27 protein-coding genes are annotated in these 23147 nt (G+C 66.2%); 20 read left to right on the top strand and 7 right to left on the bottom strand.

Features of this window, described 5'->3' with window-relative positions; genetic code table 11:
* Positions 1-253: 253 nt before the first annotated feature.
* The 12 genes from DWB23_RS07010 to DWB23_RS06955 all read left to right on the top strand — a co-directional run bounded on the left by DWB23_RS07010 (position 254) and on the right by DWB23_RS06955 (position 7681).
* A complete protein-coding gene (locus tag DWB23_RS07010; RefSeq protein ID WP_121743037.1) occupies positions 254-751 on the top strand; it encodes an NUDIX hydrolase in 498 nt (165 codons plus the stop codon).
* Between the two features lie 61 nt (positions 752-812).
* Entirely contained in the window at positions 813-1682 is an 870-nt protein-coding gene (locus DWB23_RS07005) for a GNAT family N-acetyltransferase (protein ID WP_121743036.1), read from the top strand.
* A gap of 30 nt (positions 1683-1712) precedes the next feature.
* Positions 1713-2099, top strand: coding sequence for a hypothetical protein (locus tag DWB23_RS07000; RefSeq protein WP_121742117.1), 387 nt, complete (start codon positions 1713-1715; stop codon positions 2097-2099).
* A gap of 84 nt (positions 2100-2183) precedes the next feature.
* Positions 2184-2672 (top strand): hypothetical protein, encoded by a 489-nt coding sequence (locus DWB23_RS06995; protein WP_121742116.1) that lies wholly within the window; start codon positions 2184-2186, stop codon positions 2670-2672.
* A 67-nt stretch (positions 2673-2739) separates the two neighbouring features.
* Positions 2740-3849 (top strand): glycosyltransferase, encoded by a 1110-nt coding sequence (locus tag DWB23_RS06990; RefSeq protein ID WP_121742115.1) that lies wholly within the window; start codon positions 2740-2742, stop codon positions 3847-3849.
* An 87-nt stretch (positions 3850-3936) separates the two neighbouring features.
* Positions 3937-4284 carry a hypothetical protein gene (locus DWB23_RS06985; RefSeq protein WP_121743035.1) on the top strand — a complete coding sequence of 116 codons (348 nt, stop codon included), beginning with the start codon at positions 3937-3939 and terminating at the stop codon, positions 4282-4284.
* Between the two features lie 51 nt (positions 4285-4335).
* A complete protein-coding gene (locus tag DWB23_RS06980) occupies positions 4336-4626 on the top strand; it encodes a ubiquitin-like small modifier protein 1 (protein ID WP_121742114.1) in 291 nt (96 codons plus the stop codon).
* 206 nt (positions 4627-4832) lie between these two features.
* Positions 4833-5612: an AzlC family ABC transporter permease gene (locus DWB23_RS06975; protein WP_121742113.1), complete on the top strand. Its 780-nt coding sequence runs from the start codon at positions 4833-4835 to the stop codon at positions 5610-5612.
* Positions 5602-5976 (top strand): AzlD family protein, encoded by a 375-nt coding sequence (locus DWB23_RS06970; RefSeq protein ID WP_121742112.1) that lies wholly within the window; start codon positions 5602-5604, stop codon positions 5974-5976. Before DWB23_RS06975 ends, DWB23_RS06970 begins: the two co-directional genes overlap by 11 nt.
* A gap of 68 nt (positions 5977-6044) precedes the next feature.
* Positions 6045-6311 carry a hypothetical protein gene (locus DWB23_RS06965; RefSeq protein WP_121742111.1) on the top strand — a complete coding sequence of 89 codons (267 nt, stop codon included), beginning with the start codon at positions 6045-6047 and terminating at the stop codon, positions 6309-6311.
* A gap of 1 nt (position 6312) precedes the next feature.
* On the top strand, positions 6313-6693 hold the full coding sequence (locus DWB23_RS06960) for a hypothetical protein (protein WP_121742110.1): 381 nt from the start codon (positions 6313-6315) through the stop codon (positions 6691-6693).
* Between the two features lie 133 nt (positions 6694-6826).
* Positions 6827-7681, top strand: coding sequence for a hypothetical protein (locus DWB23_RS06955; protein WP_121742109.1), 855 nt, complete (start codon positions 6827-6829; stop codon positions 7679-7681).
* 6 nt (positions 7682-7687) lie between these two features.
* Here DWB23_RS06955 and fdhF read toward each other — a convergent pair whose 3' ends face one another.
* A complete protein-coding gene (gene fdhF / locus DWB23_RS06950) occupies positions 7688-9865 on the bottom strand; it encodes a formate dehydrogenase subunit alpha (RefSeq protein ID WP_121742108.1) in 2178 nt (725 codons plus the stop codon).
* Between the two features lie 394 nt (positions 9866-10259).
* Between fdhF and DWB23_RS06945 the strand changes: the two genes are divergently transcribed.
* On the top strand, positions 10260-10823 hold the full coding sequence (locus tag DWB23_RS06945; RefSeq protein WP_121742107.1) for a hypothetical protein: 564 nt from the start codon (positions 10260-10262) through the stop codon (positions 10821-10823).
* Between the two features lie 80 nt (positions 10824-10903).
* Positions 10904-11542 (top strand): molybdenum cofactor guanylyltransferase, encoded by a 639-nt coding sequence (locus tag DWB23_RS06940; RefSeq protein WP_121742106.1) that lies wholly within the window; start codon positions 10904-10906, stop codon positions 11540-11542.
* Positions 11543-11579: 37 nt separating this feature from the next.
* On the opposite strand, the gene yqeC is transcribed toward DWB23_RS06940, so the two are convergent.
* Both yqeC and DWB23_RS06930 read right to left on the bottom strand, forming a co-directional pair.
* Positions 11580-12326, bottom strand: coding sequence for a selenium cofactor biosynthesis protein YqeC (yqeC, locus tag DWB23_RS06935; protein WP_121742105.1), 747 nt, complete (start codon positions 12324-12326; stop codon positions 11580-11582).
* Positions 12327-12475: 149 nt separating this feature from the next.
* Positions 12476-12778 (bottom strand): amphi-Trp domain-containing protein, encoded by a 303-nt coding sequence (locus DWB23_RS06930; protein ID WP_121742104.1) that lies wholly within the window; start codon positions 12776-12778, stop codon positions 12476-12478.
* Positions 12779-12892: 114 nt separating this feature from the next.
* On the opposite strand from DWB23_RS06930, the gene DWB23_RS06925 reads away from it, so the two are divergent.
* Both DWB23_RS06925 and DWB23_RS06920 read left to right on the top strand, forming a co-directional pair.
* A complete protein-coding gene (locus DWB23_RS06925) occupies positions 12893-13186 on the top strand; it encodes an ArsR/SmtB family transcription factor (RefSeq protein WP_121742103.1) in 294 nt (97 codons plus the stop codon).
* A gap of 184 nt (positions 13187-13370) precedes the next feature.
* Positions 13371-14513, top strand: a complete 1143-nt coding sequence (locus DWB23_RS06920; RefSeq protein WP_121742102.1) for a CobW family GTP-binding protein — start codon at positions 13371-13373, stop codon at positions 14511-14513.
* Between the two features lie 19 nt (positions 14514-14532).
* On the opposite strand, the gene DWB23_RS06915 is transcribed toward DWB23_RS06920, so the two are convergent.
* Positions 14533-14691, bottom strand: coding sequence for a hypothetical protein (locus DWB23_RS06915; RefSeq protein WP_162989768.1), 159 nt, complete (start codon positions 14689-14691; stop codon positions 14533-14535).
* Between the two features lie 184 nt (positions 14692-14875).
* Between DWB23_RS06915 and DWB23_RS22930 the strand changes: the two genes are divergently transcribed.
* Positions 14876-15037 carry a hypothetical protein gene (locus tag DWB23_RS22930; RefSeq protein WP_162989760.1) on the top strand — a complete coding sequence of 54 codons (162 nt, stop codon included), beginning with the start codon at positions 14876-14878 and terminating at the stop codon, positions 15035-15037.
* Positions 15038-15127: 90 nt separating this feature from the next.
* On the opposite strand, the gene DWB23_RS06910 is transcribed toward DWB23_RS22930, so the two are convergent.
* Positions 15128-16288, bottom strand: coding sequence for a glutathione-independent formaldehyde dehydrogenase (locus tag DWB23_RS06910; RefSeq protein ID WP_121743034.1), 1161 nt, complete (start codon positions 16286-16288; stop codon positions 15128-15130).
* A 348-nt stretch (positions 16289-16636) separates the two neighbouring features.
* Here DWB23_RS06910 and DWB23_RS06905 point away from each other — a divergent pair, with 348 nt between their 5' ends.
* The 3 genes from DWB23_RS06905 to DWB23_RS06895 all read left to right on the top strand — a co-directional run bounded on the left by DWB23_RS06905 (position 16637) and on the right by DWB23_RS06895 (position 19795).
* Positions 16637-17056, top strand: a complete 420-nt coding sequence (locus DWB23_RS06905; RefSeq protein WP_121742100.1) for a GlcG/HbpS family heme-binding protein — start codon at positions 16637-16639, stop codon at positions 17054-17056.
* A 243-nt stretch (positions 17057-17299) separates the two neighbouring features.
* The gene (locus DWB23_RS06900; RefSeq protein WP_121742099.1) at positions 17300-18397 is read left to right on the top strand and encodes a sodium:calcium antiporter; all 1098 of its coding nucleotides are present in this window, start codon (positions 17300-17302) and stop codon (positions 18395-18397) included.
* Between the two features lie 297 nt (positions 18398-18694).
* Positions 18695-19795, top strand: a complete 1101-nt coding sequence (locus DWB23_RS06895; RefSeq protein WP_121742098.1) for a sodium:calcium antiporter — start codon at positions 18695-18697, stop codon at positions 19793-19795.
* A gap of 135 nt (positions 19796-19930) precedes the next feature.
* Here DWB23_RS06895 and DWB23_RS06890 read toward each other — a convergent pair whose 3' ends face one another.
* Together DWB23_RS06890 and DWB23_RS06885 are read right to left on the bottom strand one after the other, a co-directional pair.
* Positions 19931-21400: a plastocyanin/azurin family copper-binding protein gene (locus tag DWB23_RS06890; RefSeq protein ID WP_121742097.1), complete on the bottom strand. Its 1470-nt coding sequence runs from the start codon at positions 21398-21400 to the stop codon at positions 19931-19933.
* Positions 21401-21437: 37 nt separating this feature from the next.
* Positions 21438-23147 carry a pyrroloquinoline quinone-dependent dehydrogenase gene (locus DWB23_RS06885; protein ID WP_121742096.1) on the bottom strand — a complete coding sequence of 570 codons (1710 nt, stop codon included), beginning with the start codon at positions 23145-23147 and terminating at the stop codon, positions 21438-21440.

Raw genomic sequence — 23147 nt, 5'->3', positions numbered from 1 at the left:
AGAAATCCGGATTTCAGCAGTTCAGCGGACGACGTTCGCGGCGGCTCGAGTCGGGATGTAACCGACGAGATCGCTCATCGCCAGTTGATAAACGTCATGTGGCGATACGAAACCAGTATCATCGAAGGTGAGCGTCGAAAACACGACCGCTTCGTCGGTCGACCGGGACTCCGTTCTGGAGGACGAACGGCTCGCCCCAGTCCGAACGGAAGAACGCATTTGGGAGCGGATTACGAACCCCCGTACGAGTCCGATGTCCTATCCCGACCAAATCGCCCCGGAAACCCCACGCGTACAGCAAACGCTGCGGCTGCCGGTATCGAAACTCGAGTCGCTTCGGGAGTGGGCGGTCGACGGGACCGGAGTGACGGCCGCGGCCCGCGTCCGAGACGCGACCGGACGTGTCGCACTCGTCAAGAATCAGTGGACGGACGGCTGGTTCCTACCTGGGGGCGGCGTCGAACCGAACGAGACGCCGGTCGAGGCTGCTCGACGGGAAGTCCGCGGAGAAACGGGGCTCGACGCCACCATCGGCGCTCCGCTCGTCGTTCTCGACCAGACCTATCGCTCCGAAAACGACGAAAACGAGCGGTTCTCGGCGGCATACGTGGTGTATTCGGCCTCGGCAACGGGGAGCATTCCCGACCCATCGCGGCTGGGGACGACCGAGGACGAAATCACGGCGGCGCGGTGGTTCGAGACGATTCCGGAGAATCTCCACGACGGAGACCTTCTCCGACCGTACCTGTAAACGGAGACTACCGGGCAATACAGGGTGCACAGTAATGCCGGTCGACGGCGCCAGTGTGCGTATGAGCGTTCATCCAATGTTTTCGTTCGACGGCGAGATCCAGCGGCGAGTCTACGAGTACGTCGAACGAAACGGTGCCGTCGAACCCGCCGAACTGGCGCGATCGATCCGAATCGAATCGAGTCCGTCACACTCGAAGCCCGCCCGGTCGGGATCGTACACGGAATTGGTCTGCCCGTCAGCCGACGACCTCGAGTCCTGTCTCGAGGCGCTGAAAGACGAGGGGTACCTGACCGAATCGGACGGCAAACTCCGCGTCGCCCTGTCGGCGACGTCGACCGAACTCGACGTCGAGGGCGGCACCGTGACGATTCGACCGGCGCGGGAGGAGGACCGCGACGGCGTCGTCGAGACCATGCGCGAGGTCGCGAGCGAGGGACCCTACATCGTCGCCGAAAACGTCGCGACGCAACTCGAGCGCGATTCGGCGCTCGTTCGGCTGAACGAGGAACGCTCGCGGATCTGTTTCGTCGCGACCTTCGAGCCGGAATTCGACGCCGACGCTGACGCGGATTCCGACGAGGCGGCCGTCGGGGACGCGGGAATCGAGACCGACGACGAATCGCGCGTCGTGGGCTGGCTTCAGGTCGACGCCAACGAACTGCCGTCGCTGCGCCACACCGCCGAACTGACGGTCGGCATCACCCCTGATCGCCGCCGCAACGGAGTCGGTTCGAGCCTGCTCGAGTACGGGCTCGAGTGGGCCGAAAGCGCGGGCTATCGGAAGGTGTACCAGAACGTGCCGGCGACGAACGACGGCGCGATCGAGTTTCTCGAAGCGAACGGCTGGCGACGCGAGGGCGAACGCGAAGAGCAGTACCAGATCGACGACGAGTTCGTCGACGAAGTACTGCTGGCGACGTGGCCGTAGTTTCTTGCCAGCCCGGGACTTACTCCCGGTATGGACGAAATTTCCCTCGGCGTACCACAGCCAGTGTTGGACCGGTTACCGGCCGACGACGAGAACGTCGCCGCGGACATGCAGAAAGCGGTCGCCGGTTGGGAGCAGCGCCTGAACCGAGTGATCGCGGACGCCGACGACGACCGCGAGGCGGCCGGTCGGGTGCTCGAAGCGATCGACCGGTTCGAACGCCGGTACGAGACCTACGACGAGTTCGTTCCGGAACTGCGAGCGTGGGGGCAGTCGCCGATCTACGCGATCGCGTGGCGGACGCTTTACGCCGACGTGATCGCCCAGTTGCACGCTCACGACGAACTCGGCGAGCACCTGGATCGGGAACGAAACGCGCGACTGGTCGAGGACGGAATTCGACTGCAGGACCTGTGATAGCGACGAACCTCGTCGCCCGCGCCGGCGACGGGCTACCGGAAACCACAATAGTTCCGCACTCGTATACGATATCGACTACCCGTGGCACCGACTGACGAACGCGACGACGCCGACACGATCGACCTCACGACGCGCGTGCGCCGTCGCGTCCTCCCGACGCTCCACCGAATCAAGGAACCGCTCGGTGGCTTCGCACAGTGTATCCAACACCCCGACGAGTACGTCGGCACTATCCAGTACGGCCTCGAGGAGTTTCGCTCGGACCTCGATACGATGTCGTTCGCGCCCGAACCGATCGCCTCGCTGAAGGTGCACCGCGACGGTCGGCTCTCAGCCGGAAGCTGGGTCCGTCGGCGGTCTCCGCTCGCGAGCTGGCAGCTACACGTCGCGCTGTTCACGGACGATCCCGGCACGGTCGAGGTGTTCGCCCACCGCGAGTACTCGTGGCTCCGGCATCCGTACAGACACTACAGGGGGGTCGGCTGGGATACGAACAGCGGCGTCGAGCGGATGCGATCGTTACTTTCGGATCACGACGTCGCGTTCCGGATCGACGGCTCACGCGGCTAACGCGCGACGATCACCGAAACGTATCGGTTTCGTAACCGATTTGAGCGGCGACGTGGACCATCAATCGATGGCCACCACGGAGTCTGTCGCCGCGTTTACCGATCTCTACTTCCCGACGGTCAACGGCGTCGCGTACACGGTCGCCCTCTGGCGCGAGCGATGGCCCCACTGTCGCGGAACGATGGATATCGTCTACCCGGAGATGGACGGTTACGAGCCCGACGACGGGGAGTACGCGCTCTCGAGCGTTAGCGCGCCGCTGTACCCGCGATACCGACTGGGAGTGCCGACGATCCCTCGCGGTCTCGAGACGCCCGATATCGTCCACGTTCATACGCCCTTCACCGTCGGATTCGCGGGGATTCGCTTCGCTCGCAAGCGCGACGTCCCCGTCGTCGCCTCCTATCACACGCTGCTCGAGGACCGCGTCAACCAGCATCTGCCCGGTTCGCTGGTCGACGGCTTCAAACGGACCTGCCGGACCTACGAGCGAGCGTTTTTCGAGCGGGTCGATCACGTCACCGCGCCGACGTCGTTCGCCCGGCGACACCTCCTCGAGCACGTCGAGGCGGACGTCGACGTGACCGTCGTCTCCAACGGCATCGACACCGAGTTCTTCCGCCCGCTCGAGTCGGAGACCTTCCGGGACCGCCACGACCTGCCCGACGGACCGCTGCTGGGGTACACCGGTCGTCACGGACCCGAGAAGAGCATCGGGGAGGCGATCGACGCCGTCGACGGCACCGACTACGCGCTCGTCATCGCGGGTGACGGTCCGGCCCGGGAGGACCTCGAGGCCCGCGCCGCGACGGCGGACGCCGAGATCCGGTTTCTCGGCTTTCTCGAGCGCGAGGAGTTGCCGGCGTTTTACTCGGCGCTCGACGCCTTCGTCTTCCCAAGCCGGGTCGAAACCCAGGGACTGGTCGCGCTCGAGGCGACCGCCTGCGGCACGCCGGTCGTCGCCGTCGACGCCGGCGCGCTCACCGACAGCGTCATCGAAGGGGAGACCGGCTACCGGTACGCGCCCGACGATCTCGAGGGGTTCCGGTGGGCGATTCGACGGACCCTCGCCGAACGCGACCGCCTCTCGGACCTCTGTCGGCGGCGACGGCCGATGCTCTCGGCCGACCACTCGCTCGAGCAGTTGGCCCGGATTTACGACGGCATTCGCGGGTGATAGCGCCGCGTTTCGAGCGAGAAGGGGCGACGGATGCGCGTGAAAACAGACCAAGCGTTCAAACGCTCGCAGTTGGTAGAGGACGGTATGGAGTTTGCAGTTTCGCGCGACGGGACGACGCTCGTTACCTTACACGGAGGCAGCGATACGACGGCCTGCGACGAAGCGGCCGAGGGGCTCGCCGCGAGCCTCGAGACGCTCGAGGCCGAGGGGACGATCGCCGACTGGGCGATCGACGACAGCGAGGTGTACGAACATCCGACCGGCCCCTTCGACCCGTACACGATTACGGTCGCGTTTTCGGTGACCGTCGTCATCGATGCCGCCGACGCCGACGCGGCGACGGCGATTGGTGCCGATTCGATCGATGCAGCCCTCGAGGACGCCGACCTCGACTCCGTCACGTACACGTCGCCGGCAACAGTAGCGCCCTGATCGGCCGGCCGCGGCACTTGGACTTATGCCGCCCCGTCACGACCATCGCGTATGGAACTCGTATTGCGGTTTTTCGCGACCTTTCGCGACGCCGTCGGCGAGAAGGAACGAACGCACGCGTTCGACGACGACGCGTCGGTGGGCGACGTCCTCGCCGACCTCGAGGCCGAGTACGACGACCTCGAGGGCCAGTTGCTCGAGTCGGGCGAGGACGGACTCGCGATTCGGCCGCAGTTGAGCGTGCTGAAAAACGGCCGCGACGTGACACACATGGCGGGCGTCGAGACGGCACTCGAGGACGGCGACACGCTGTCGGTGTTCCCGCCGGTTGCTGGCGGCTGATACGGATCGGTGTACCGTTTTACCGGTGATCGCTCGGCCGAGCTAGCGATTGCCAGTAAAGAATTACAACGGACCGTACGAGACGCGCGCTCGAGTTCGACGGCGCGCAATCGAACACACCCGAACGAGAATCGGCCGCCGTCGCCGATTTCGAGGACGCTTTACGCGACGGTCCACCGAGCATGAGATAGCACTCCGCGATAGGAATGGATCCCGAATCAGACGAGGGCACCCCTCGAGAGCCGGGTGGGACGGACGGTGGCGAGGAGCCGCCGGACTCGTCGCGAGCGCCGGACCGCGAGCCCGTGGCCTTCGACTGGGAGGGGATTCGCGTCGGCTTTCTCACGTGTATTCCGGTCGCACTCGGCGTCGCCGGCTACGGAATCGCGTTCGGCGTCGTCGCCAATCAGGCCGGGCTGAGCGTCGCCGAGGCGGCGCTGATGAGCGCGACCGTCCTCGCCGGCGCGTCCCAGATTATCGCCGTCGAACTCTGGTCGAATCCGCTTCCGGTTGCCGCGATCGTCTTCACGACGTTCGCGGTCAACCTCCGCTACTCCCTGATGGGGGCGGCGCTGCAACCGTGGTTTCGTCGCCTCTCGCCGCCGCAGATCTACGGCAGTCTCTTCTTCATGGCCGACGAGAACTGGGCGCTGACAATGCGCGACCTCAAGTCCGGGAGCGGACGCGGCGCGTTCTTGCTCGGGAGCGGTATCGCGCTCTGGCTGTTCTGGGTCGTCTCGACGATTCTCGGCGTGTTCGCGGGCGAATCGGTGGGCGATCCGTCCCGGTACGGCTTCGATTTCATCCTCGTCGCGGTCTTCGTCGCGCTCGCGGCCGAACTCTGGGAGGGACGCCCGTCGCTGGTCCCGTGGGTCGTCGCGCTCGGGACGAGCGTCGTCGCGGCGGACCTCCTTCCGGGTCGATGGTACATCCTCCTCGGCGGGCTGGCTGCGGCGGCGGTCGAGGTGATCCGCTATGACAGGTGAGGGACTCGCACTCGAGTCGCTGCTCGACGGCACGCTCCCGTCCGAGCCGCTCCTCGCCACGTTCTCGCTCGATCCCCTCGTGGTCGCCGTTATCCTCGCGATGACCGCGGTGACGGTGCTCACGAAGATCGGCGGTATCTGGCTCGTCCGCCGCGTCGAGTTGAGCGAGCGACTCGAGGCCGGACTCAACGTCTTGCCGGGCGCGATCGTGATCGCCGTCCTCGGGCCGGAGCTCGCGGCCGGCGGCCCCGCGGAGTGGGGGGCGGCCGGGCTCGTGTTGGTGGTGATGTGGCGAACGGAGAGCATCCTGCTGGCGCTGTGTACGGGGGTCGTCGCCGTCGTCGCGTTCAGGGGACTCGTCTGAGAAGCCCCGGTTCGGATCGTCGTTCCGCCACACTCGAGTTTATCGGCGTCGCGCTCGAACGACGGAGTATGGCAACGCGCGTCGAACGGTCCTTTCGCGGCATTTCCGAGCGACTCGTCGTTCGGTATCTGACGAATTTGGGCGGCGAACAGGTCGCCGAGGACACCGTCGAAGGGTCGGACTGGACGGCGACGTTCTCCTCGGAGACGGTCGAAATCGGGCCCTCGATGACGCTCACCGAGGTGACGGTCGTCTTCGAGGGAGAGGGTGGCGAGGGCAGCCTCGAGTCGCTCGTCGAGCAGTTCGCACAGAAAGCGATGCGGGCGGGCGGATAAGATGGCCGGCGAGCCGATCGAAGGGCAGGTGCTCGTGCTCACGGCCGCGAAGGCGAGCGTCCAGCCGAACCGACTGCCGGATCTCGTCGACCGCGCACAGGCGCTCCTCCGCCCGAAGCTCGAGGACTACCGCCGCGAGTACGAGCGTCTCCACGCGGACGACGGGCTCGAAGTGTTCGCCGTGGAGTGGGGCCACTGGGAAGAACTGGGCGACGAACTCGAGGTGACCGAGCGCGAACTGTCGGCGATCCGCCGCGCACACGAAGAACAACTGCTACGGATCGGCAGACGGACCGACCGCGAGGCGACGTTCGGGACGGCACTCGAGATCCGGGAACCGGTCTGCATCGGAACGAACGGGGAATCCGAGCGGAGCGACTAGCCCCCGCTCGAGCCGCGTCGGAGCGGACACCACGGCGGTCGCAGTCGATCCGGTAGTGACACGGCGCGGAGTCGTCGCTCGAGCGGTGGCCTTTTTTCGCCGTTCGGCGCGTAGCTGTCGGTGGTGAGAACCGGTGATCGACGTCCCCGACGCCCTCTCGCGGCTCGAGCAACCCGAGTACACCGGTGAGAATCGGTGTCGGCCGTGTACGGTGGTGAACGTCGCGATCGCCCTCGCCCTCGCGGTCGTGATCGGCGGCGCGGGCTCCGCGCTCGCCGGCGCGATCGCGCTCGGTGCGTTCCTGACGATCATCGCTCTTCGGGGCTACCTGATCCCCGGTACGCCGGCGCTCACTCGGCGATACCTCCCCGAACGCGTCCTCGAGGCCGTCGGGAAGTCGGCAGCGTCCGGACCGACTATCGAGACGCTAACGCCCGTGGAACTGACACGCGTGTTGACCGCTGCCGGCGTCGCGAGCGATCGCGGGGGCGCGGTCCGACTGACCTCCGCCTTCCGAACGCGGTGGAACGAGCGACTCTCGAGCGACGGCGCGGACGATCCGGACGCGGTCGCAGTGGGATCGGCGCTCGGCGTCGACGAGATCGAACGCGTCGGCGACGCGTCGTTCGAACTCGAGGGGCGGAGGCAGGTCCGGTGGGAATCGACGGCGGCGCTGGCGGCGGACGTCGCCGCGGCGACCGAACTCCGATCCCGTCTCGACGGATGGGACGCCCTCGGCGCGGACGAGCGACGTGACGCGCTGACGGGGCTGCGACTGTTGCGAGCGGACTGTCCGGTCTGTGGCGGACCGATATCGTCGACGGTCGAGCGCCTCGAGCACTGCTGTCGACAGCCCCGCGTCGCCGTTCGCGCGACCTGCGAAGCGTGTGATCGGCCGGTGGTCGACCTCGTCGTCTCCGAGTCGAACGCCGAGCCCTGGCTCGAGTTGGCCGGAGTACCCGAGACGCACCTCGAGGCAGAAGGGTGAGCGTCGTCAGTCGTCGTCAGCTGTCTCGCCGAGCGGTTCGACGTCGACCTCGATCTCCGCCGCGGCGGCCTTGTACTCGGGGATCTTCGCCCGTTCGTCGAGCACGTGGTTCGTGAGTTTGTTCGCCGAGGCGGCCGCGAAATGCGGCGTCGTCCAGACGACGCCCTCCTTGGTGTCCTCGGTCACCTGAGCCTCGAGCGTGATCTCGCCGCGTCGCGAGCGCAGGCGGACGTACTCGCCATCCTCGATCCCGTAGCGCTCGGCGTCGGCGGGGTGGACATCGACGAAGTTCTCCGGCGTCTGGCGGTTGAGCGTCGGCGAGCGCGTGCTCATCGTCCCGGTGTTGTAGTGTTCCTCGAGGCGGGCCGTCGTGAGGATCAGCGGGTACTCGTCGTCGGGCGTCTCCGCCGGCGGCTGGTGTTCGACGCCCTCGATGTGACCGAGGCCGCTCTCGGTGTCGAACTCGTGCTCGTAGAGGAACGGATCGCCCTCGTCGCCGGGCTCGTAGCAGGGCCAGTGGAGCCCGTCTTCGCCCAGCAGATCGTATGTCATCCCGTGGTAGCTCGGACAGACCTGACGGAGTTCCTCGAAGACCGCCTCGGGATCGTCGAAGTCGAACGCTCCGCCGGGCTCATCCCGGCTCTCCGCGGAGCGTCGTCCCTCGCTCCCCTCGTCGAACAGCCGCCTCCCGACCTCGCTCACGATCTCGAGGTCGTGTTTCGTGTTCTCGTGGACCTTCTCGACGCCGCGCATGCGCTGGACGCGCCGGTCCGTGTTGGTGACAGTGCCGCCGCGTTCGGCCCAGGTCGTCGCCGGGAGGATCACGTCGGCATACTCCGCCGTCTCCGTCGGGAAGATGTCCTGCACGACGGTGAACTCGAGTTCGGCGAGTCGCTCGGCGACGGCGTTGGCGTCCGGCTCGCTCATCACGGGGTTCTCGCCCATGACGTACAGCCCCTTGATCGAGTCGCCGGCCGCGTAGGAGATCTCGACGTTCGTCAGGCCCGGCTCCGAGGGTACTTCGAAGCCCCAGACCTCCTCGACCGACTGACGGGCCTCGTCGTCGTCGACGAGCTGATAGCCCGGCAGGACGTTCGGCATCGCGCCGACGTCGCAGGTTCCCTGGACGTTGTTCTGGCCGCGCAGCGGGTTGACGCCCGTGCCGGGACGGCCGAGGTTTCCGGTGATCAGCGCCAGGTTGATCTCGTTCTGGACGTTGTCGACGCCGCAGGCGTGCTGGCTCATCCCCATGCCGGTGAAGATGGCCGCGTTGTCAGCCGTCGCGTACTTCTTTGCGGCCAGTTCGATCTCCTCGAGCGGGACGCCACACTCTTCGGCCGCCGCCTCTGTATCGAAGTCCTCGAGCGTCTCGACGAGGTGGTCGAATCCCTCGGTGCGCTCCTCGATGAACGCCTCGTCGATCCAGCCCTCGTCGGGGTGGGCCTCGTGGTGCTCGAGGATCGTCTTGAGGACGATGTTCAACAGGGGAATGTCGGTTCCGGGATTCAGCTGCAGGTGCTGGTGACGGTCGGTGTCGTCGATCTGGAACGACCGCGTCGTCTTGTTCGCGTGCGGGTCGACCTGGATGACCGTCGCGCCCTCGAGGACGGCCTGCCGGAAGTACTGGCTGTTAGCGATGGGGTGTTGCTCGCCCGGGTTCGCCCCCTGAATCCAGAACACGTCGGCTTCCTCGCGGAGGTCGCGCATGCTGTTGGTCATCGCTCCCGCGCCCAGGCTGGTCCGCAGCGCCCAGACCGTCGAGGCGTGACACATCCGCGTGCAGTTGTCGACGTTGTTGGTCCCGTAGCGGCGCGCGAGTTTCTGGAGGAGGTAGTTCTCCTCGTTCATCACCTTCGAGGAGCCGAAAAAGCCCATCGCGTCCGGGCCGTACTCGTCGCGAATCCGCTCGAGTTCGCTCACGACGTACTCGTAGGCCTCCTCCCAGGTGGCCTCTCGGAACTCTCCGTTCTCCTTGATCAGCGGGTCGGTGAGTCGATCCTCGTGGTCGACGACCTCCGTCGCCGCGCCGCCTTTGATGCAGATGCGCCCCTCGTTGACCGGCGCATCGCCCCAGGGCATGAACCGGACGTCGCCGGGCTCCTCGCCCTGTTGTACCTGGATACCACACCCGACCCCGCAGTACGGACAGATCGTCTTGACTGGTTCTTGTTGCTCTCCGGACATTGGTTACGTCTCACCCGTTAGACAGAACCAACTACCCGAGCGTGTATGACGTTTTCTACCACACGAGTGGTATGTAGCGGCGAGCGACGGATGACCGACCGCTTCGTACCGCTCCGAGATGCGTCCGCGGTAGCGCGTGCTGGGTCGCGCCTCGCGCGCCTCACCGCGACCCATTCGAACAGACGCAGCGCGTCCGTAAGCAGACGGTGACCTCCGGGGAACCGTGGGCGGGGCGAACCACCAATCACGCGCTAGCGAATGGGCTGGGAGGGGATGGTCTCCCGGAACGCGAGCGGGGCGTTCGGACTCGCCGTTGTCGCTCCGCAGACCGGATCCTCCGGTATCCCCGTCGACAGGGTAACGCTGACGGACGAGCGTGCCGAACGGTCCCACGATGGAACTCACACGGTCGCTCGTCGAGACGCGGGCGCGCGAGTACCGGGAGCGAGAGGCGCTGTACACCGTCGAGCAGGAGAACCTCGAGACGCTCCCGGGGGCGTTCGAATCGGGCGAGTACGGCCGCCGGGACACGGCCTGGGTCGTCAGGTGGTACTACCGGCGGTTCCTCGGCGACTATCCCGACGCCGAGCGACGGAAAGCGGAGGAGGAGCTCCGGGACAACGACTTCGAGGCCGTTCGGAGCGCCATCAGCGATGCCGTCGACGCAGTTGACGCGGGCGACGTCGCCGTGGGGATCGATCGATTGACCGACCTCGAGGCCGTCAACGTGCCCGTCGCCTCCGCGTTCTGTATGTTCATCGATCCCGACGCGTCCCTCGTCGTCGGTCCCCGGGAATGGGCGGCGCTCCGGACGGCGAACGAACTCGAGCAGCCGTACCCGGCTCCGCCGTCGATCTCGGAGTACGAGACCTACCTCGAGCGGTGTCGGTCGCTGGCCGACCGCTTCGACTGCGACCTGTGGACGCTGTATCGCGCGCTCTGGCGGTTGTCTGCCTGAACGGACGAGCGCCGCGGTCGAACGACGCGACCCCTCGGCGCGACCGGAGGCTTTTGCCCCCCGTCGACTAACGGTCAACCATGCCCACCGAGACCGGGAGAGGCGAGCGAACGGGGCTCGTGGTCGCCGGTGGCCACTCGACCCGCTTCGGGGAGGAGGACAAAGCCGTCGCCGAACTCGCCGGCACCCCGATGGTTCGCCGCGTCGTCGACCGAATCGGTCCGGTCGTCGACGACCTCGTCGTCAACTGCCGAGAGGAGCAGGTGCCGGCGATCCGGGACGCGCTCGAGGGCGGGCCGGACGCGTCGTTCGCGGTCGATCCGATCCCCGACCGCGGGCCGATGGCCGGCATCATGACCGGCCTTCGGGAAACCGCAACGGAGTACGCCCTCGTCGTCGCCTGCGACATGCCGTTCGTCGATCCCGCGCTCGTCGACCACCTCTTCGGGCGAGCGACCGGCTGCGAGGCCGCGGTCCCCCGACTCGACGACCAGTGGTTCCAGACCACGCAGGCCGTCTACCGGGCCGGACCGATGGCCGCGGCCTGCGAGCGCGCCCTGGAACGGGACGAACGGCGGATCGTCGAACCGCTGCTCGAACTCGACTACGTCGTCGTCGACGAGGACGAGGTTCGCGAGTACGCCGCCCTCGAGACGTTCGAGAACGTCAACACGCGCGAGGAGTTCGAGGCGGTGCTTGAGCGACTCGAGGAATCGTAGCCGGTGGCGTGACGCGACGCGGCGATCGAAACGACCGCTACGCCTCGACGACGTCGACCACCGGATCGTCGGCGATCATCCGCGCCAGCACGACTCTCGATACGGCCGGGGTGCGCGCGATGACTTCCCTCGCGATCTCCACGGCGGTCGCCCGCAGATCGGCGTCGTCGACTTTGTTGAGCAGCGGGACGACCGTCGCCCCCGCGGGGACGTCCTTCAGGCCGCCGCGATCGCTCGCGAGCACGCGAGCCACGTCGACGGGGCGGATCGGATCGCCGCGGCCGCGGCCCGTGATCGCCGCCACTCGCGCCGGACGGTGGACGGACTCCTCCGAGAGCGGCGCTCCGACGACGCGGACGCTCGCGATGGGGATCACGGTATCGACGCGTCGGGGGAGTTGCGGTTCGCGGTCGTCCGGGGCCTTGAACTCGCGCGTTCGCGCGCCGTCGGCCTTGACGAAGACGGCGTCGGCGACGTCGGCCGCCGCGATATCGTCGACGATTCCGCTCTCGAACCCCACGTATCGATCACCCTCGCGCTTGGGGACGACGCCGACCGGCCACGTCGTCGTCCGCTTGAGGGCCGCGATCGGGTCGTCGGTCACGGCGACCGATTCGACGTGCCGATCGAAGATGGGGATCCGAACCGTCGCGGTCACGACCGCCCGGGATGCGCGACCGCCCGCGGCGCGGGTCGCCAGCGCGTACAGCGTCGTCTTCTTTCCGCCCGCGCCGACGACGGCGACGACGCCGGATTTGGCTCGAAGCGCGTCGAGGAGATCCATATCGTCACTATCGTGGGTGGCGACTAATCGTTTGGGCACGCCGTGATACGCTCGTGCGAGCGGTCGGACTCCGGGAGCGGTCGCGATCGTGCGTCCGGAGTCCGACGGTGAGCGTGGCCGTACACGCGGATCCCGACGAGCGACTCGAGTCACCGAACGGAGAGATCCGATCCGTCACCGGCGTCGGCGAACTCGAGTTCGATCTCGAGTTCGCGCTCGCGCCGGCTCGTGAACTCGACCTCGACCTCGACCGGTTCGCGGTACTCGAAGGGGATCTCCCACGTCGCTCCCGCGACCGTCACCGTCGTCTCGGCCTCGAGTTGGTCGGCGAGGTCCCGGAGGAAGTCGGCCGTCTCCTGGCGCGAAAGGTACACCTCCCGTTCGAAGAAGCCGTCGGTGATCGTCCGCAGCTCTTGCTCGCGATCCTCCGGAAGCGTGACTCGATCAGTCATGATATGAGTTCCCACGGTATGGGGCATAAACCTGGACCAACATCCTTCGAATCCTGCATGTAAGGGAGCCGTACCTGCGAAATCCTTCTTGTTCCGGTCGCCGACTGGTCGACCATGTCACTGATCGAGGTGCTGGGGAACGGGACGCGACTCGAGATCCTTCGCGAACTCTCCCGGAGACCGAAGTACGTCTCGGAACTCGCCGAGGCGGTCGGCATGGACGGGAAGAGCGCCGTCCACCACCTGTCGACGCTGGAGGACGCCGGCCTCGTCGAGTGGTACATGCGCGGCAACCGCAAGTACTACCGGCTGACCAAATCCCTCGAGTTGCGGATCGCACCGCCGCCGGAGCGGCAGTTCGTGCTCCAGGCCGACGAGGTCGACGCGTCGGAGACGGCAGATCGGTGATCGACTCGCGGCGCTCCGCGGCGTTCGCACGCGACGCAATCGACGGACTGACAGCTCTACCATCGTATTCGGGGTGACGATCGACGGCCGACGTGCGTCTTCGATCGGAACCCGTCTCATCGGTGTACTGTCAGCGAGAACCGCCCGGTCACTTAGTACCGCCCGTACCGTGCGATACGATCGCATGACTGATACCGAGATGATTCCCGTCACCGTCGTCAGCGGCTATCTCGGGGCGGGGAAAACGACGCTGATCAATCACCTGCTGTCGAATCCGGGAGGACGGCGGGTGGCAGTGATCGTCAACGACATGGGCGAGGTGAATATCGACGCGGAACTCATCGAGCGAGCCAGCGAGGACGAGGGGATCGTGGACCTCTCGAACGGCTGCATCTGTTGTCGGTTGCAGGGAGACCTCCTCGAGGAGGCGTCGCGGCTGGCGGAGAGCCGAGTGTTCGACACCCTGCTGGTCGAGTCCTCGGGGATCAGCGAACCGATCCCCGTCGCACAGGTGTTCACCGAAGGGACGGAAACCAGCGATGTGGACCCGACGACGCTGTTTCGGTTGGATACGATGGTGACCGTCCTCGACACGTACGGGTTCTGGAAGGAGTTCGACGCCGGAGCGCAGTTGCCGGCGGGCGCTCAACCCGACGAAGACCGGCCGCTGAGCGAGGTCCTCGTCGAAGGGATCGAGTTCTGTGACGTCTTGCTCCTCAACAAGTCCGACATGGTCCCCGACGACGTTCTCGAGGAGATCGAAGCGGTCGTGGACACCCTCCAACCGCGAGCGAAACGGCTGCGAACGTCCTACTGCGAGGTGGATCCGGACGTCGTCCTCGACACCGATCGGTTCGACTTCGAGACGGCGAAGCGTTCCCAGGGGTGGAAACGCCACCTGCGGGGGGAGGGTCACGATCACGACCGCGACGAGCGTACCCGGAGTGGAGACGATCACGACCGCGACGCGGAACCGGGTGCCGCCGAACGTCACGGCGTCTCGTCGTTCGTCTTCCGATCCGACCGACCGTTCCACCCGGAGCGACTCGCGGCCTGGCTCGAGGACTGGGACGGGGCGATCATCAGGGCCAAAGGGGTCTGTTACGTCGCAAACCGCGAGGAAGTGATCGGTCTCAGTCAGGCCGGCCCGTCCGTCAGGGCCGGTCCGATCGGCGAGTGGCGACCGGGCGACGACCGTCGCACGCAGTTAGTGTTCATCGGCCGGAAGATGGACGAGGACCGAATCCGCGAGGAACTCGAGGCGTGTCTGGCGGCGGGCGACGAAGCGGCGGAGGTGGAAGCAGCGGCTGATCCGTTCCCGCTGTGATCGTCCCACACTCGAGTTCTTACAGCTCCAGTTCGTCGCTGAGTTCCTCCCAGGATTCGTGAAAGCCGTGGGTCGACCGGTCCGTCACCCGATCGGGGAGGGCGTTCTGATAGACGTCGTCGTACTCGAGCAGCCGCGTCCAGCCGTCGTGATAGGAGTAGCTGCAGTACTGGCACATACGTCGGACTACGTCGGTCGACGACATACCCGTTTTGCCGCTCGAGGTACACGCCGGCGGAACGGACGGCGACCACGACTCACCCGAATCGATCGCAAGCGACAGGGAAAATGCGACGACATCGAACGCGAGCGATCGACGGAAGCCAGAAGAGCTATGACGTCGCGAGGGAGCGACGATGAGCATGAATCAACGAGGCGGATACGTTTCTAGTGCGACCGACACGATCGAACGGGAATGCGACCGCTGCGGGTGGCACGCGGTCGCAGGATCCTATCCGGAATTGGTCAAACGGTATCAGGATCACCTTCGCGACGAACACCCGACGGCGTGGCTGCGAAGCTGAAGCCGGGGCTCGCTCGTCGCTCGAGACGCGATTTCGGTACGATCGCCTGGTCGAAACGACGGCGGTCGATCGGAGCCGTCGGCGGGGCGGTTAGGGCTCGAGCAAGACCTTGATGACGCCCTCCTCGCGCTCGTCGAACTTCTCGTACATCTCCGGCGCGCGCTCGAGGTCGACGCGCTGGGAGACGACCCAGCTGGGGTCGGCGCGTCCCTCGATTATCATGTCTCGCAGCTCCCGGTTGTACTGCTTGACGTTACACTGGCCGGTGCCCAGCTTCAGCCCCTTCTCGAAGAGTTTTCCGAAGTCGATGCCGAGTCGGCCCTGCGCCGCCATTTCGTCGGGCGCGCCGGGATCAGACGGAACGTACAATCCCGGAATTCCGAGTTGTCCGGTCGGTCGAACGGTCTGAATGAGCTGGTTGAGCACGACTGCCGGGTTCTCCCGAGCCGGGTCGTAGGCGTCGTCGGCCGGGTCCGTCTCGGGGTCGATCGCCTGGTAGCCCACCGCGTCGACGCCGTTGTCGACACCGCCGCCGTGTGCGTCTTTGATCTGTTCGACGGGATCGCTCTCCTCGAAGTTGATCGCGCGGGCGTCGCAGTGGTCTTCAGCCATCTCGAGGCGGCTCTCGACGCGGTCGACGATGTAGATCTCCGACGCGCCCTGTAGCTTGGCGCTGTAGGCGGCCATCAGGCCGACGGGGCCGGCCCCGAATATCGCGATCGACTCGCCGGGTTGCAGGTTCGCGAGTCGGGTACCGTGCCACCCCGTCGGGAAGATGTCCGCGAGGAGCGCGAAGGCGTCCTCGTGCTCGTCACCCTCAGGCAGTTTGAGCGCGTTGAAGTCGGCGAAAGGCACCCGGAGCTTCTCGGCCTGGCCGCCCTTGTACGGCCCCATCGCGACGTATCCGTACGCACCGCCGGCGAATCCGGGGTTGACGTTGGTACAGAAGCCGGTATAGCCGTTTTCACAGTTCCGGCAGAATCCACAGGCCACGTTGAACGGCATCACGACGCGGTCGCCCTCTTCGAGCGACGTCACGGCGTCGCCGGCCTCGATTACGGTTCCCATGTTCTCGTGACCGAAGACGATCCCCGGATCGGCCGAGGTTCGCCCCTCGTACATGTGGAGGTCCGATCCACAGATGCACGTCGTCGTGATATCGACGATAATGTCGTTCTCGTGTTCGATCTCTGGCTCGTCGACCTCTTCGACGGCGACATCGTTCGGTCCCTGGTAGACGACGGCGTTCATTGACATGAGTTATCAAACCTCGATGAACGGACCACAGGCTTCGTTGTAAACCTTCGTGTGGCTGCTGCACTCGAGCAGAACGGCTCTCGACCGCGTTCGTTCCGAAAGAAAAACGTACCAGTTTAACCCACCTCGGTGGCGACTAACCCGTTGGGCGACCGCTCCGTGCTCGCTCGCCGAGGGCGCTCGAGCGGTATCATGTGATGAGGCCTCGTCTCGCGGTGCTCGGCAGAAGTCCCCCAGCGGAACCAATAATCCAGGCGATGGAGGGACACCTATCAGCGCCAGTGTATCGTCGGATTTTCACGGGAAGTGTTTATGAATCCTCGAGACGTGGTGATGTCTCGCATGGTCGACACAGTACGTCTCGACACGGCGAAGGAAGTCATCGACGCGGCCGAGCAGCGAGCGGACGAAATCGACAATCCCATGGTGATCACGGTCGCGAATTCCGAGGGGAACCTCATCGCTCAACACCGGATGGACGGCGCGTGGCTCGCGTCGATCGATATTTCGCGGAACAAGGCCTACACGGCGGCCGCCCTCGACATGCCGACGCACGACCTCGCCGATCCGACCCGTCCGGGCGAATCGCTGTACGGCTTGCAAAACACCAACCAGGGACGGATGGTCATCTTCGGCGGCGGATACCCGCTGGAACGAGACGGCGACGTCGTCGGGGCGATCGGCGTCAGCGGCGGGGCGGTCGAACAGGACATGGACGTCGCTGAGTCGGGGGTCGACAGGTTCGACGACCGCTCTCCGTAACGACCCGCCGGCGTTCGGCGTTCGTCGCTTTGCAACCAGCCGGCGGATTTTCGCTCCAAAACGGGCGGGACCGGCGTCGTCGCCGCTGTACGGGTCCATTCGAGGGCGACCCTCGCCACGGCCGGTGGTCCGCCCGGTTCGACGGTCGTCCCGGCGTTCGATCCGCAACGCGTGTACGATTTTCCAATGAACTTCTCTCCCCGAGTTGGTGGTTATATGTTGGCAGCTAGCATGCAACGGGCTATGGTGGAAGACCTCCTCGAGAGCGCCATCGAGGGCCGGGGGACGTGGCTCGCGTACGTCATCCTCGTCGCGGGCGCGATCGTGCTCACCTACAGCGTCGAGAAGCTCATCAGCTACCTCACTCGGGCCGCGATCGGCCTCGGCGTTTCGATCTTCACGCTCGCGATCGTCTTCACGGGCCTCGAGTTCGACGACACCGTCGTCGCGCTCGTGTTCAGCGCGGGCGGCCTCGAACAGGTCGCGCTCGGGACCGCGCTCGGGACGGCCCTCGCGATCACCGGGATCACCCTCGCGGCGGCGGCGATCGTTCGACCGTTTCCCGTCGACGTGCCCGGAGATTACCTGTTGCTGTTCGCCCTCTCGCCGTTTCTCCTGGTGCCGTTCGTTCTCGCGGGCACGCTCTCCGTCGTCCACGGACTCGTCCTCGTGGCGGCGTTCGTCGTCCTCCTCGGATACATCGTCGTCCGTGAGTACCAGCGCGACCTGCCGGTGTTCAGGGACTCGGAGATCGCGGACCGAATCGAGGCCGACGGCGGCGTTCCGATCGATCAACTCACCCTCGAGGAGATCGATCGCAGAACGGTTCTCGAGGAGATCCCGGAAGACCGGTTCGTCACTGAGTCGCGATACGAAGGCCTCTTCTGGCTCGGATTGTCGGTCCTGGCGCTGGTCGGCATCGTCGCGGGATCGATTCTCCTCGAGGCGGGTTCCGAGGCGGTCGTCGAGTCGTGGGGGATCGAGGAGACGGTCTTCGGGGCAACCGTCCTCACGCTGGTCCTGACGTTCGAGAACCTGCTGTTGACGATCGAACCGGTCCGTCGGGGGATTCCGGAGATCGGGATCGGCCACGTCGTCGGCAGCGTGGTCTTCTCCGTCACGGCGAACGTCGGCGTCATCGCGTTCGTCGCGGACGTGGCGATCCCGTCGTCCGTGCTCGTCTTTCACCTCCCCGCGGTGATCGTCCTGACCGCCGTCGCCGCCTACGCCATCTCAACCGGACGCGTTGGACGCAGGCACGGCTCCCTCCTGGCCGCGCTGTACGTCGCCTACTGGATCGTCGCGCTCGTCGCCTTCGGCGGCGTCCCGGTTCCGGACTGAGCGTTCGGGAGTATCGTAGCCACTGCGAGCCAGTACACGCCCGGTCGCACGAGGGGAGCGCGGTTCGGAGCGAGCGCGGTTCGGAGCGAACAGAGTGAGCGAAAACCGCGAGAATGCGAATAGCGCGGGATCTTCGATCCCGCGGACCATGCGAACGGGCGCTGTGCGCCCGTGAGCAGACGGCGAGCCTTGCGAGCCGTGAGCGAACGGAGTGAGCGAGAACCGCGGACGAGGCGATCGGTGTGTAGCTCGTCGCGGTCGGTACTATAAGTGCGACGCCACCGTTTCACTGCGCGTATGAGCGCCGCGGAACTCGTCGGCCTCGCCGCCCTATTCCTGGCGGGCGTCGTCCTCGTCATCTGGTGCGTCGAGGTCTTTATCGAAGCCGTCGCCCGGAGCGCCGTCTCGCTCGGTATCTCCGGGTTCTTCCTCGCGGTCGTTCTCGCCGGGATCGACCTCGAGAACGCGATCCTCGGCGTCACGGCGGCGTTCGTCGACCTCCCGGACCTCGCGCTCGGGACGGTGTTCGGCGAGTCGCTGTTCGTCCTCGCGGTCGCCGTCGGCGTCGCGGGGATCACGGTCCCGTTTCGGATCGACGTCCCGCGGAGCTACCTGTTCGTGCTCGTCCTCGTTCCCCTCCCGGCGTTCGCGCTCTCTATCGACGGGACACTCGACTGGGCGGACGGTGCGATCCTCACCGTTCTGTTCGTCCCGCTGCTCGCCGGCATCTTCTGGCGCGAGCGCCGCTCGGAGACGACGTACCTGCTCTCGGACGAAGTCGAAGACGCCGTCGATCTCGAGGCGAAGGACCCGGCGGAGACGAACGCGACGATCGAAACCGAGCCGAACGGCGGCGCTTCCGCGCTCGAGGGAGCGCGCGCCGACGAACGATCCGCCGGGCGCAAACGCGACCCGGACCTCGACCTCGACGAGTTCGTCCCCGACCTCGAGGGGAAAAGCGGCCGGTTCAGCCTGGTCGTCGCGCTCCTCGCGATCGTCGGGATGACGGTCGGGTCCGGACTCACGGTGGCGAGCGCCGAAGGGATCTTCGTGGCGCTGGGGATCTCGGGGCTCGCGTTCGGCGCGACGGTGCTTTCGTTCATCGCCTCGATCGAGGAACTGGCGCTCACCGTCGAACCGGTTCGCCAGGGTCGGGCGCACCTCGCCGTCGGGAACGTCGTCGGGAGCACGGTGTTCTACGTGACGGCCAACGTCGGCATCGTCGCGTTACTGCGTCCCGTCGATACCGGCGGCGCGGTGATGACCGTCCACTGGCCGTTCCTCGCCGCGTGCTTGCTCGTCGTCGCCGGCACGCTCGCTCGAGGTCGCGTGACGCGCTCGAGCGGTGCGGTCCTCGTCGCGCTGTACGTCGGCTATTGGATCGCGAACTACGCGTGACGGAGCGGCCGTCCGCCCGCGAACCCGCGGGCGCTGACGGAGCCACGCGCTCGAGGGACGTCGGACCGACGGCGGACGCATCCGCGGATCGAAACGGTACCGAAGAAAACGACGGAATCGGACGGAGAACCGGCGTCAGTCGTCGGACGTCTCGTTACCGGCCGTCTCGATCGTCTCGTTATCAGCCGTCTCGTTGTCGGTGCTCTCGACCGTCTCGTTTCCGTCGGTTCCGACGGTCTCGTTATCAGCCGTCTCGATCGTCTCGTTACCCGTTACGTCGGCTGTTTCGTTGCCGTCCGCGGTGACCGTCTCGTTGCCGTCTGTCTCCGTCGTCTCGTTGCCGACGGCGACCGTCTCACCGGTCTCGCCGTCGACGGCGATTTCGCCGATCGCGTCGAGTTGGCACTGATCGAGGTAGACGGCCATCTCTTCTTCGGCGACGAACTCGACGGTCTGCGTGTCGCCTTCCTCGTCGAGGAAGTTCGAGCGAACGTACGTGTTCCACTCGTTGGTGTCGCCGCCGGTGGCGATCACGAAGTTGTGGCCGGGAAGCGGTTCGAAGACCCGATCCTCCGCTTCGGGCTGGTGGCGACCGATTCCGTTCTCCCACTCGACCGCGTAGGATTCGCCCGACTCCACCTCGAGCGTCGGGTTCGCCTCGTCGGCGATCTCGTCGGGTTCCTGGCCGACCCACTGGCCCTCCTCGAGACGCATCGAGAAGGTCTCGACCGGATCGCCCACTTCGACCGCCGAGAGCGTGATGGTGACCTCCTCGTCGTCGCCGTCGATCTCGACCGTATCGGTGACCCGCTCGTGGCCGTAGGTCCAGACCTCGAGGTCGTACTCGCCGTCCTCGAGCATGTCGAAGCGGGCGATCGCCGGCGCGTCCTCCTCGGCCGGCGTCTCCTCGTCCTGAGCGCCGTCGCCGGCCGTTTCGTTCTCGGTTTCGTTAGCGGCCGTTTCGTTGCCGCCTTCGTCGTCTCCCGGCTCTAACTCCTCCGTCGCTTCGTCCTCTTCTTCCGGCGGACTCGGCCGCGCGGCGACGTCGGAGAACGAGTGGTGCTCCCCGACAAACACCTCCGCGCCGAGCGGTTCGCCGTCTTCGTCCTCGACGCGGACGCGGAGTTCGTGCACCTCGTCCGGGTCGATCAGTTCGATCGGACCGCGCATCTGGACCGGGTGCGGCTGACAGTAGTACTCCGCCATCTCCTCGTCTGGAGTGATCGTGAGCGAGGTGGACTCGCCCGCTTCATCCACGAACTCCGTGGCCTCGATCACCTCGCCGTCTTCGTCCGCGACGGTGAAATTGTGGTTCATGCCGTCGCCGTTCGTCCAGACGATTTCGTTCTCTTCGTCCTCGATCAGTCGTAGCGTCGGGTTGGAGACGCCGTCGATCTCGGCTGGGGCGACGCCGATCCAGCCGCCGACGATGCCAAGCAGCGAGAGCGTTCGCCCCTCGCCGTCGTTCTGCGTGGCCGGCAGCCGAAAGTCGATCTCGTCGCGATAGGCACCTGCGGTGCCGGTCATCGCGGCCGTTCCGGCGATCGCCGTTCCCTTTAGCATGCCGCGACGAGAAACGTCGCGTGAGCGTTGTTCGTTCGTCATGGTTGTGTAGTGTGTCTTGGGTCAGTCGTCCGTCGGCTCAGTCCTCCATCGAGAACACGGCGAGCGTGTCGCCGCGAGTTCCCTGGCGGAGCCAGCCGCTGCCGCCGACTTGGACGGCGACGTACTGTTTCTCCTCGCCGGGATCGTACCAGCTCATCGGCGAGGCGCTGATCGGCACGTCGAATTCGTACTCCCAGAGGCGGTCGCCGCTCTCGCCGTCGTAGGCGACGAAGGTGCCGTTCTGGGTGCCGTTGAAGACGAGCCCCGTCGCCGTCGACATGGAGCCGCCCCACATGTAGAACTCGTCCTCGCTCTCGATCCACTCGCGCCAGACGCGCTCGCCCGTCGCCGGATCAACCGCGGCGAAGGCGGTGATGCTCTCGTTCCACTCGTCGGGCATCTCCGAGGCCGGATCGTCGAGGTTGCCGCCCCAGTAGGGGTTGCCCTCGCTGTACTCCTCGTACCGCCAGTAGAGGTCCTGCGGGAAGTTCTGGTGGATGACGTACACGTACCCGGTTTCGGGATTGTACGACGGCGGCTGCCAGTCGTTGCCGCCCGGCGCGCCGGGGACGAACGGAATCCGCTCGTCCGCGCTGATGTGGGGGATCATCTCCCACATGTTGATGTGCTGGCAGATCTCGTCGCTTCGCTCGTGGAGTTGGCCCGACTCGGGGTCCATCATGTAGACCCACCCGGACTTGTCGGAGCCGACCACGAGGTCCGTCGACTCGCCGTCGACCTCGACGTCGGGCACCAGCACTCGCGGAGCCGCCGCGTCGTAGTCCCAGACGTCGTGCGGGCTGCTCTGGAAGCCCCAGTTGAACCCGCCTTCCTCGAGATCGAGCGAGAGCGTCCCGCAGGTCGGGAAGTTCGGTCCCGGCCGGACGGTGCCGTCGAAGTCCGGGCCGGGGTTGGCGACCGGCGAGTAGAGCACGCCGCGCTCCTCGTCGATCGTCGGCGTCATCCAGCTCGTCCCGCAGCCGTGCTCGCGGCTCGCGCCGATCCACTCGTCCTCGAGAAGCGTGTGGGTCTGCCACATCATCTCCCCGCTCTCGGCGTCGAGAGCGGCGATGAATCCCTGCACGCCGTACTCGCCGCCGGCGCTGCCCGTGTAGATCGTTCCATCGTGGATTACGGGGGCCCACGTCGCGGAGTAGCCGACCTCGTGGTCGGCCGTCTGGGTGTGCCAGACCTCCTCGCCGGTGTAGCGGTCCAGCGCGACGACGCCGGAATCGAGCGTCGTCATGTACACCTTGTCGCCGAGGACGGCGGCCCCGCGATTGTTGTCGTCACAACACAGCTCGACGCCGATCGGCACCGCGTAGGTGTAACTCCAGAGGACCTCGCCCTCGCGAGGGTCGATCGCCTTCATGTGGTTCGGCCCGTTGGTCTGGTACATGACCGGCGGGTCGCCCGGAACCACGATGGGCGTTCCCTCCATGCTCGAGCCGGTCCCGACGGACATCTCGTACTCGAGCTCGAGGTCGGAGACGTTGTCCGGCGTGATGACGTCGGCGGTCGTCACCCGCTGTTGTTCGTAGTTCCCGCCGTACATCAACCAGGACTCGGGGTCCTCCCCCGCGTTGCTCAGCATCTCCTGATCGACGTCGACCTCCGGAATCCGGTCGCCGTCGTGTTCCTGGGTGATCGAGTGCTCGGGACCGCCGACCAGCGTATAGCCGTCGTCGGTCTCTACCAGTTCGATGTCGCGTGCGGCCTGAACGGCCCTGTCGTTGCGTAGTGCCAT

The sequence above is a fragment of the Natronorubrum halophilum genome (assembly GCF_003670115.1).
In the GTDB taxonomy this organism is placed as follows: Archaea; Halobacteriota; Halobacteria; order Halobacteriales; family Natrialbaceae; genus Natronorubrum; species Natronorubrum halophilum.
Note: the sequence above shows the minus strand (reverse complement) of the source record. Positions and strands in the feature narration are given on the sequence as shown.

Excerpts from the sequence above, each read along its gene's own strand:
- DWB23_RS06970 (WP_121742112.1), top strand. The coding sequence starts at position 5,602 with ATGACAGGTGAGGGACTCGCACTCGAGTCGCTGCTCGACGGCACGCTC.
- DWB23_RS07005 (WP_121743036.1), top strand. The coding sequence starts at position 813 with ATGAGCGTTCATCCAATGTTTTCGTTCGACGGCGAGATCCAGCGGCGA.
- DWB23_RS06945 (WP_121742107.1), top strand. The coding sequence starts at position 10,260 with ATGGAACTCACACGGTCGCTCGTCGAGACGCGGGCGCGCGAGTACCGG.
- DWB23_RS06890 (WP_121742097.1), bottom strand. The coding sequence starts at position 21,400 with ATGACGAACGAACAACGCTCACGCGACGTTTCTCGTCGCGGCATGCTA.
- DWB23_RS06940 (WP_121742106.1), top strand. The coding sequence starts at position 10,904 with ATGCCCACCGAGACCGGGAGAGGCGAGCGAACGGGGCTCGTGGTCGCC.
- fdhF (WP_121742108.1), bottom strand. The coding sequence starts at position 9,865 with ATGTCCGGAGAGCAACAAGAACCAGTCAAGACGATCTGTCCGTACTGC.
- DWB23_RS07000 (WP_121742117.1), top strand. The coding sequence starts at position 1,713 with ATGGACGAAATTTCCCTCGGCGTACCACAGCCAGTGTTGGACCGGTTA.
- DWB23_RS06885 (WP_121742096.1), bottom strand. The coding sequence starts at position 23,147 with ATGGCACTACGCAACGACAGGGCCGTTCAGGCCGCACGCGACATCGAA.
- DWB23_RS06980 (WP_121742114.1), top strand. The coding sequence starts at position 4,336 with ATGGAACTCGTATTGCGGTTTTTCGCGACCTTTCGCGACGCCGTCGGC.
- DWB23_RS06905 (WP_121742100.1), top strand. The coding sequence starts at position 16,637 with ATGGTCGACACAGTACGTCTCGACACGGCGAAGGAAGTCATCGACGCG.
- DWB23_RS06895 (WP_121742098.1), top strand. The coding sequence starts at position 18,695 with ATGAGCGCCGCGGAACTCGTCGGCCTCGCCGCCCTATTCCTGGCGGGC.
- DWB23_RS06965 (WP_121742111.1), top strand. The coding sequence starts at position 6,045 with ATGGCAACGCGCGTCGAACGGTCCTTTCGCGGCATTTCCGAGCGACTC.
- yqeC (WP_121742105.1), bottom strand. The coding sequence starts at position 12,326 with ATGGATCTCCTCGACGCGCTTCGAGCCAAATCCGGCGTCGTCGCCGTC.
- DWB23_RS06985 (WP_121743035.1), top strand. The coding sequence starts at position 3,937 with ATGGAGTTTGCAGTTTCGCGCGACGGGACGACGCTCGTTACCTTACAC.
- DWB23_RS22930 (WP_162989760.1), top strand. The coding sequence starts at position 14,876 with ATGAATCAACGAGGCGGATACGTTTCTAGTGCGACCGACACGATCGAA.
- DWB23_RS06930 (WP_121742104.1), bottom strand. The coding sequence starts at position 12,778 with ATGACTGATCGAGTCACGCTTCCGGAGGATCGCGAGCAAGAGCTGCGG.
- DWB23_RS07010 (WP_121743037.1), top strand. The coding sequence starts at position 254 with ATGTCCTATCCCGACCAAATCGCCCCGGAAACCCCACGCGTACAGCAA.
- DWB23_RS06975 (WP_121742113.1), top strand. The coding sequence starts at position 4,833 with ATGGATCCCGAATCAGACGAGGGCACCCCTCGAGAGCCGGGTGGGACG.
- DWB23_RS06910 (WP_121743034.1), bottom strand. The coding sequence starts at position 16,288 with ATGAACGCCGTCGTCTACCAGGGACCGAACGATGTCGCCGTCGAAGAG.
- DWB23_RS06960 (WP_121742110.1), top strand. The coding sequence starts at position 6,313 with ATGGCCGGCGAGCCGATCGAAGGGCAGGTGCTCGTGCTCACGGCCGCG.
- DWB23_RS06990 (WP_121742115.1), top strand. The coding sequence starts at position 2,740 with ATGGCCACCACGGAGTCTGTCGCCGCGTTTACCGATCTCTACTTCCCG.
- DWB23_RS06915 (WP_162989768.1), bottom strand. The coding sequence starts at position 14,691 with ATGTGCCAGTACTGCAGCTACTCCTATCACGACGGCTGGACGCGGCTG.
- DWB23_RS06925 (WP_121742103.1), top strand. The coding sequence starts at position 12,893 with ATGTCACTGATCGAGGTGCTGGGGAACGGGACGCGACTCGAGATCCTT.
- DWB23_RS06920 (WP_121742102.1), top strand. The coding sequence starts at position 13,371 with ATGACTGATACCGAGATGATTCCCGTCACCGTCGTCAGCGGCTATCTC.
- DWB23_RS06900 (WP_121742099.1), top strand. The coding sequence starts at position 17,300 with ATGGTGGAAGACCTCCTCGAGAGCGCCATCGAGGGCCGGGGGACGTGG.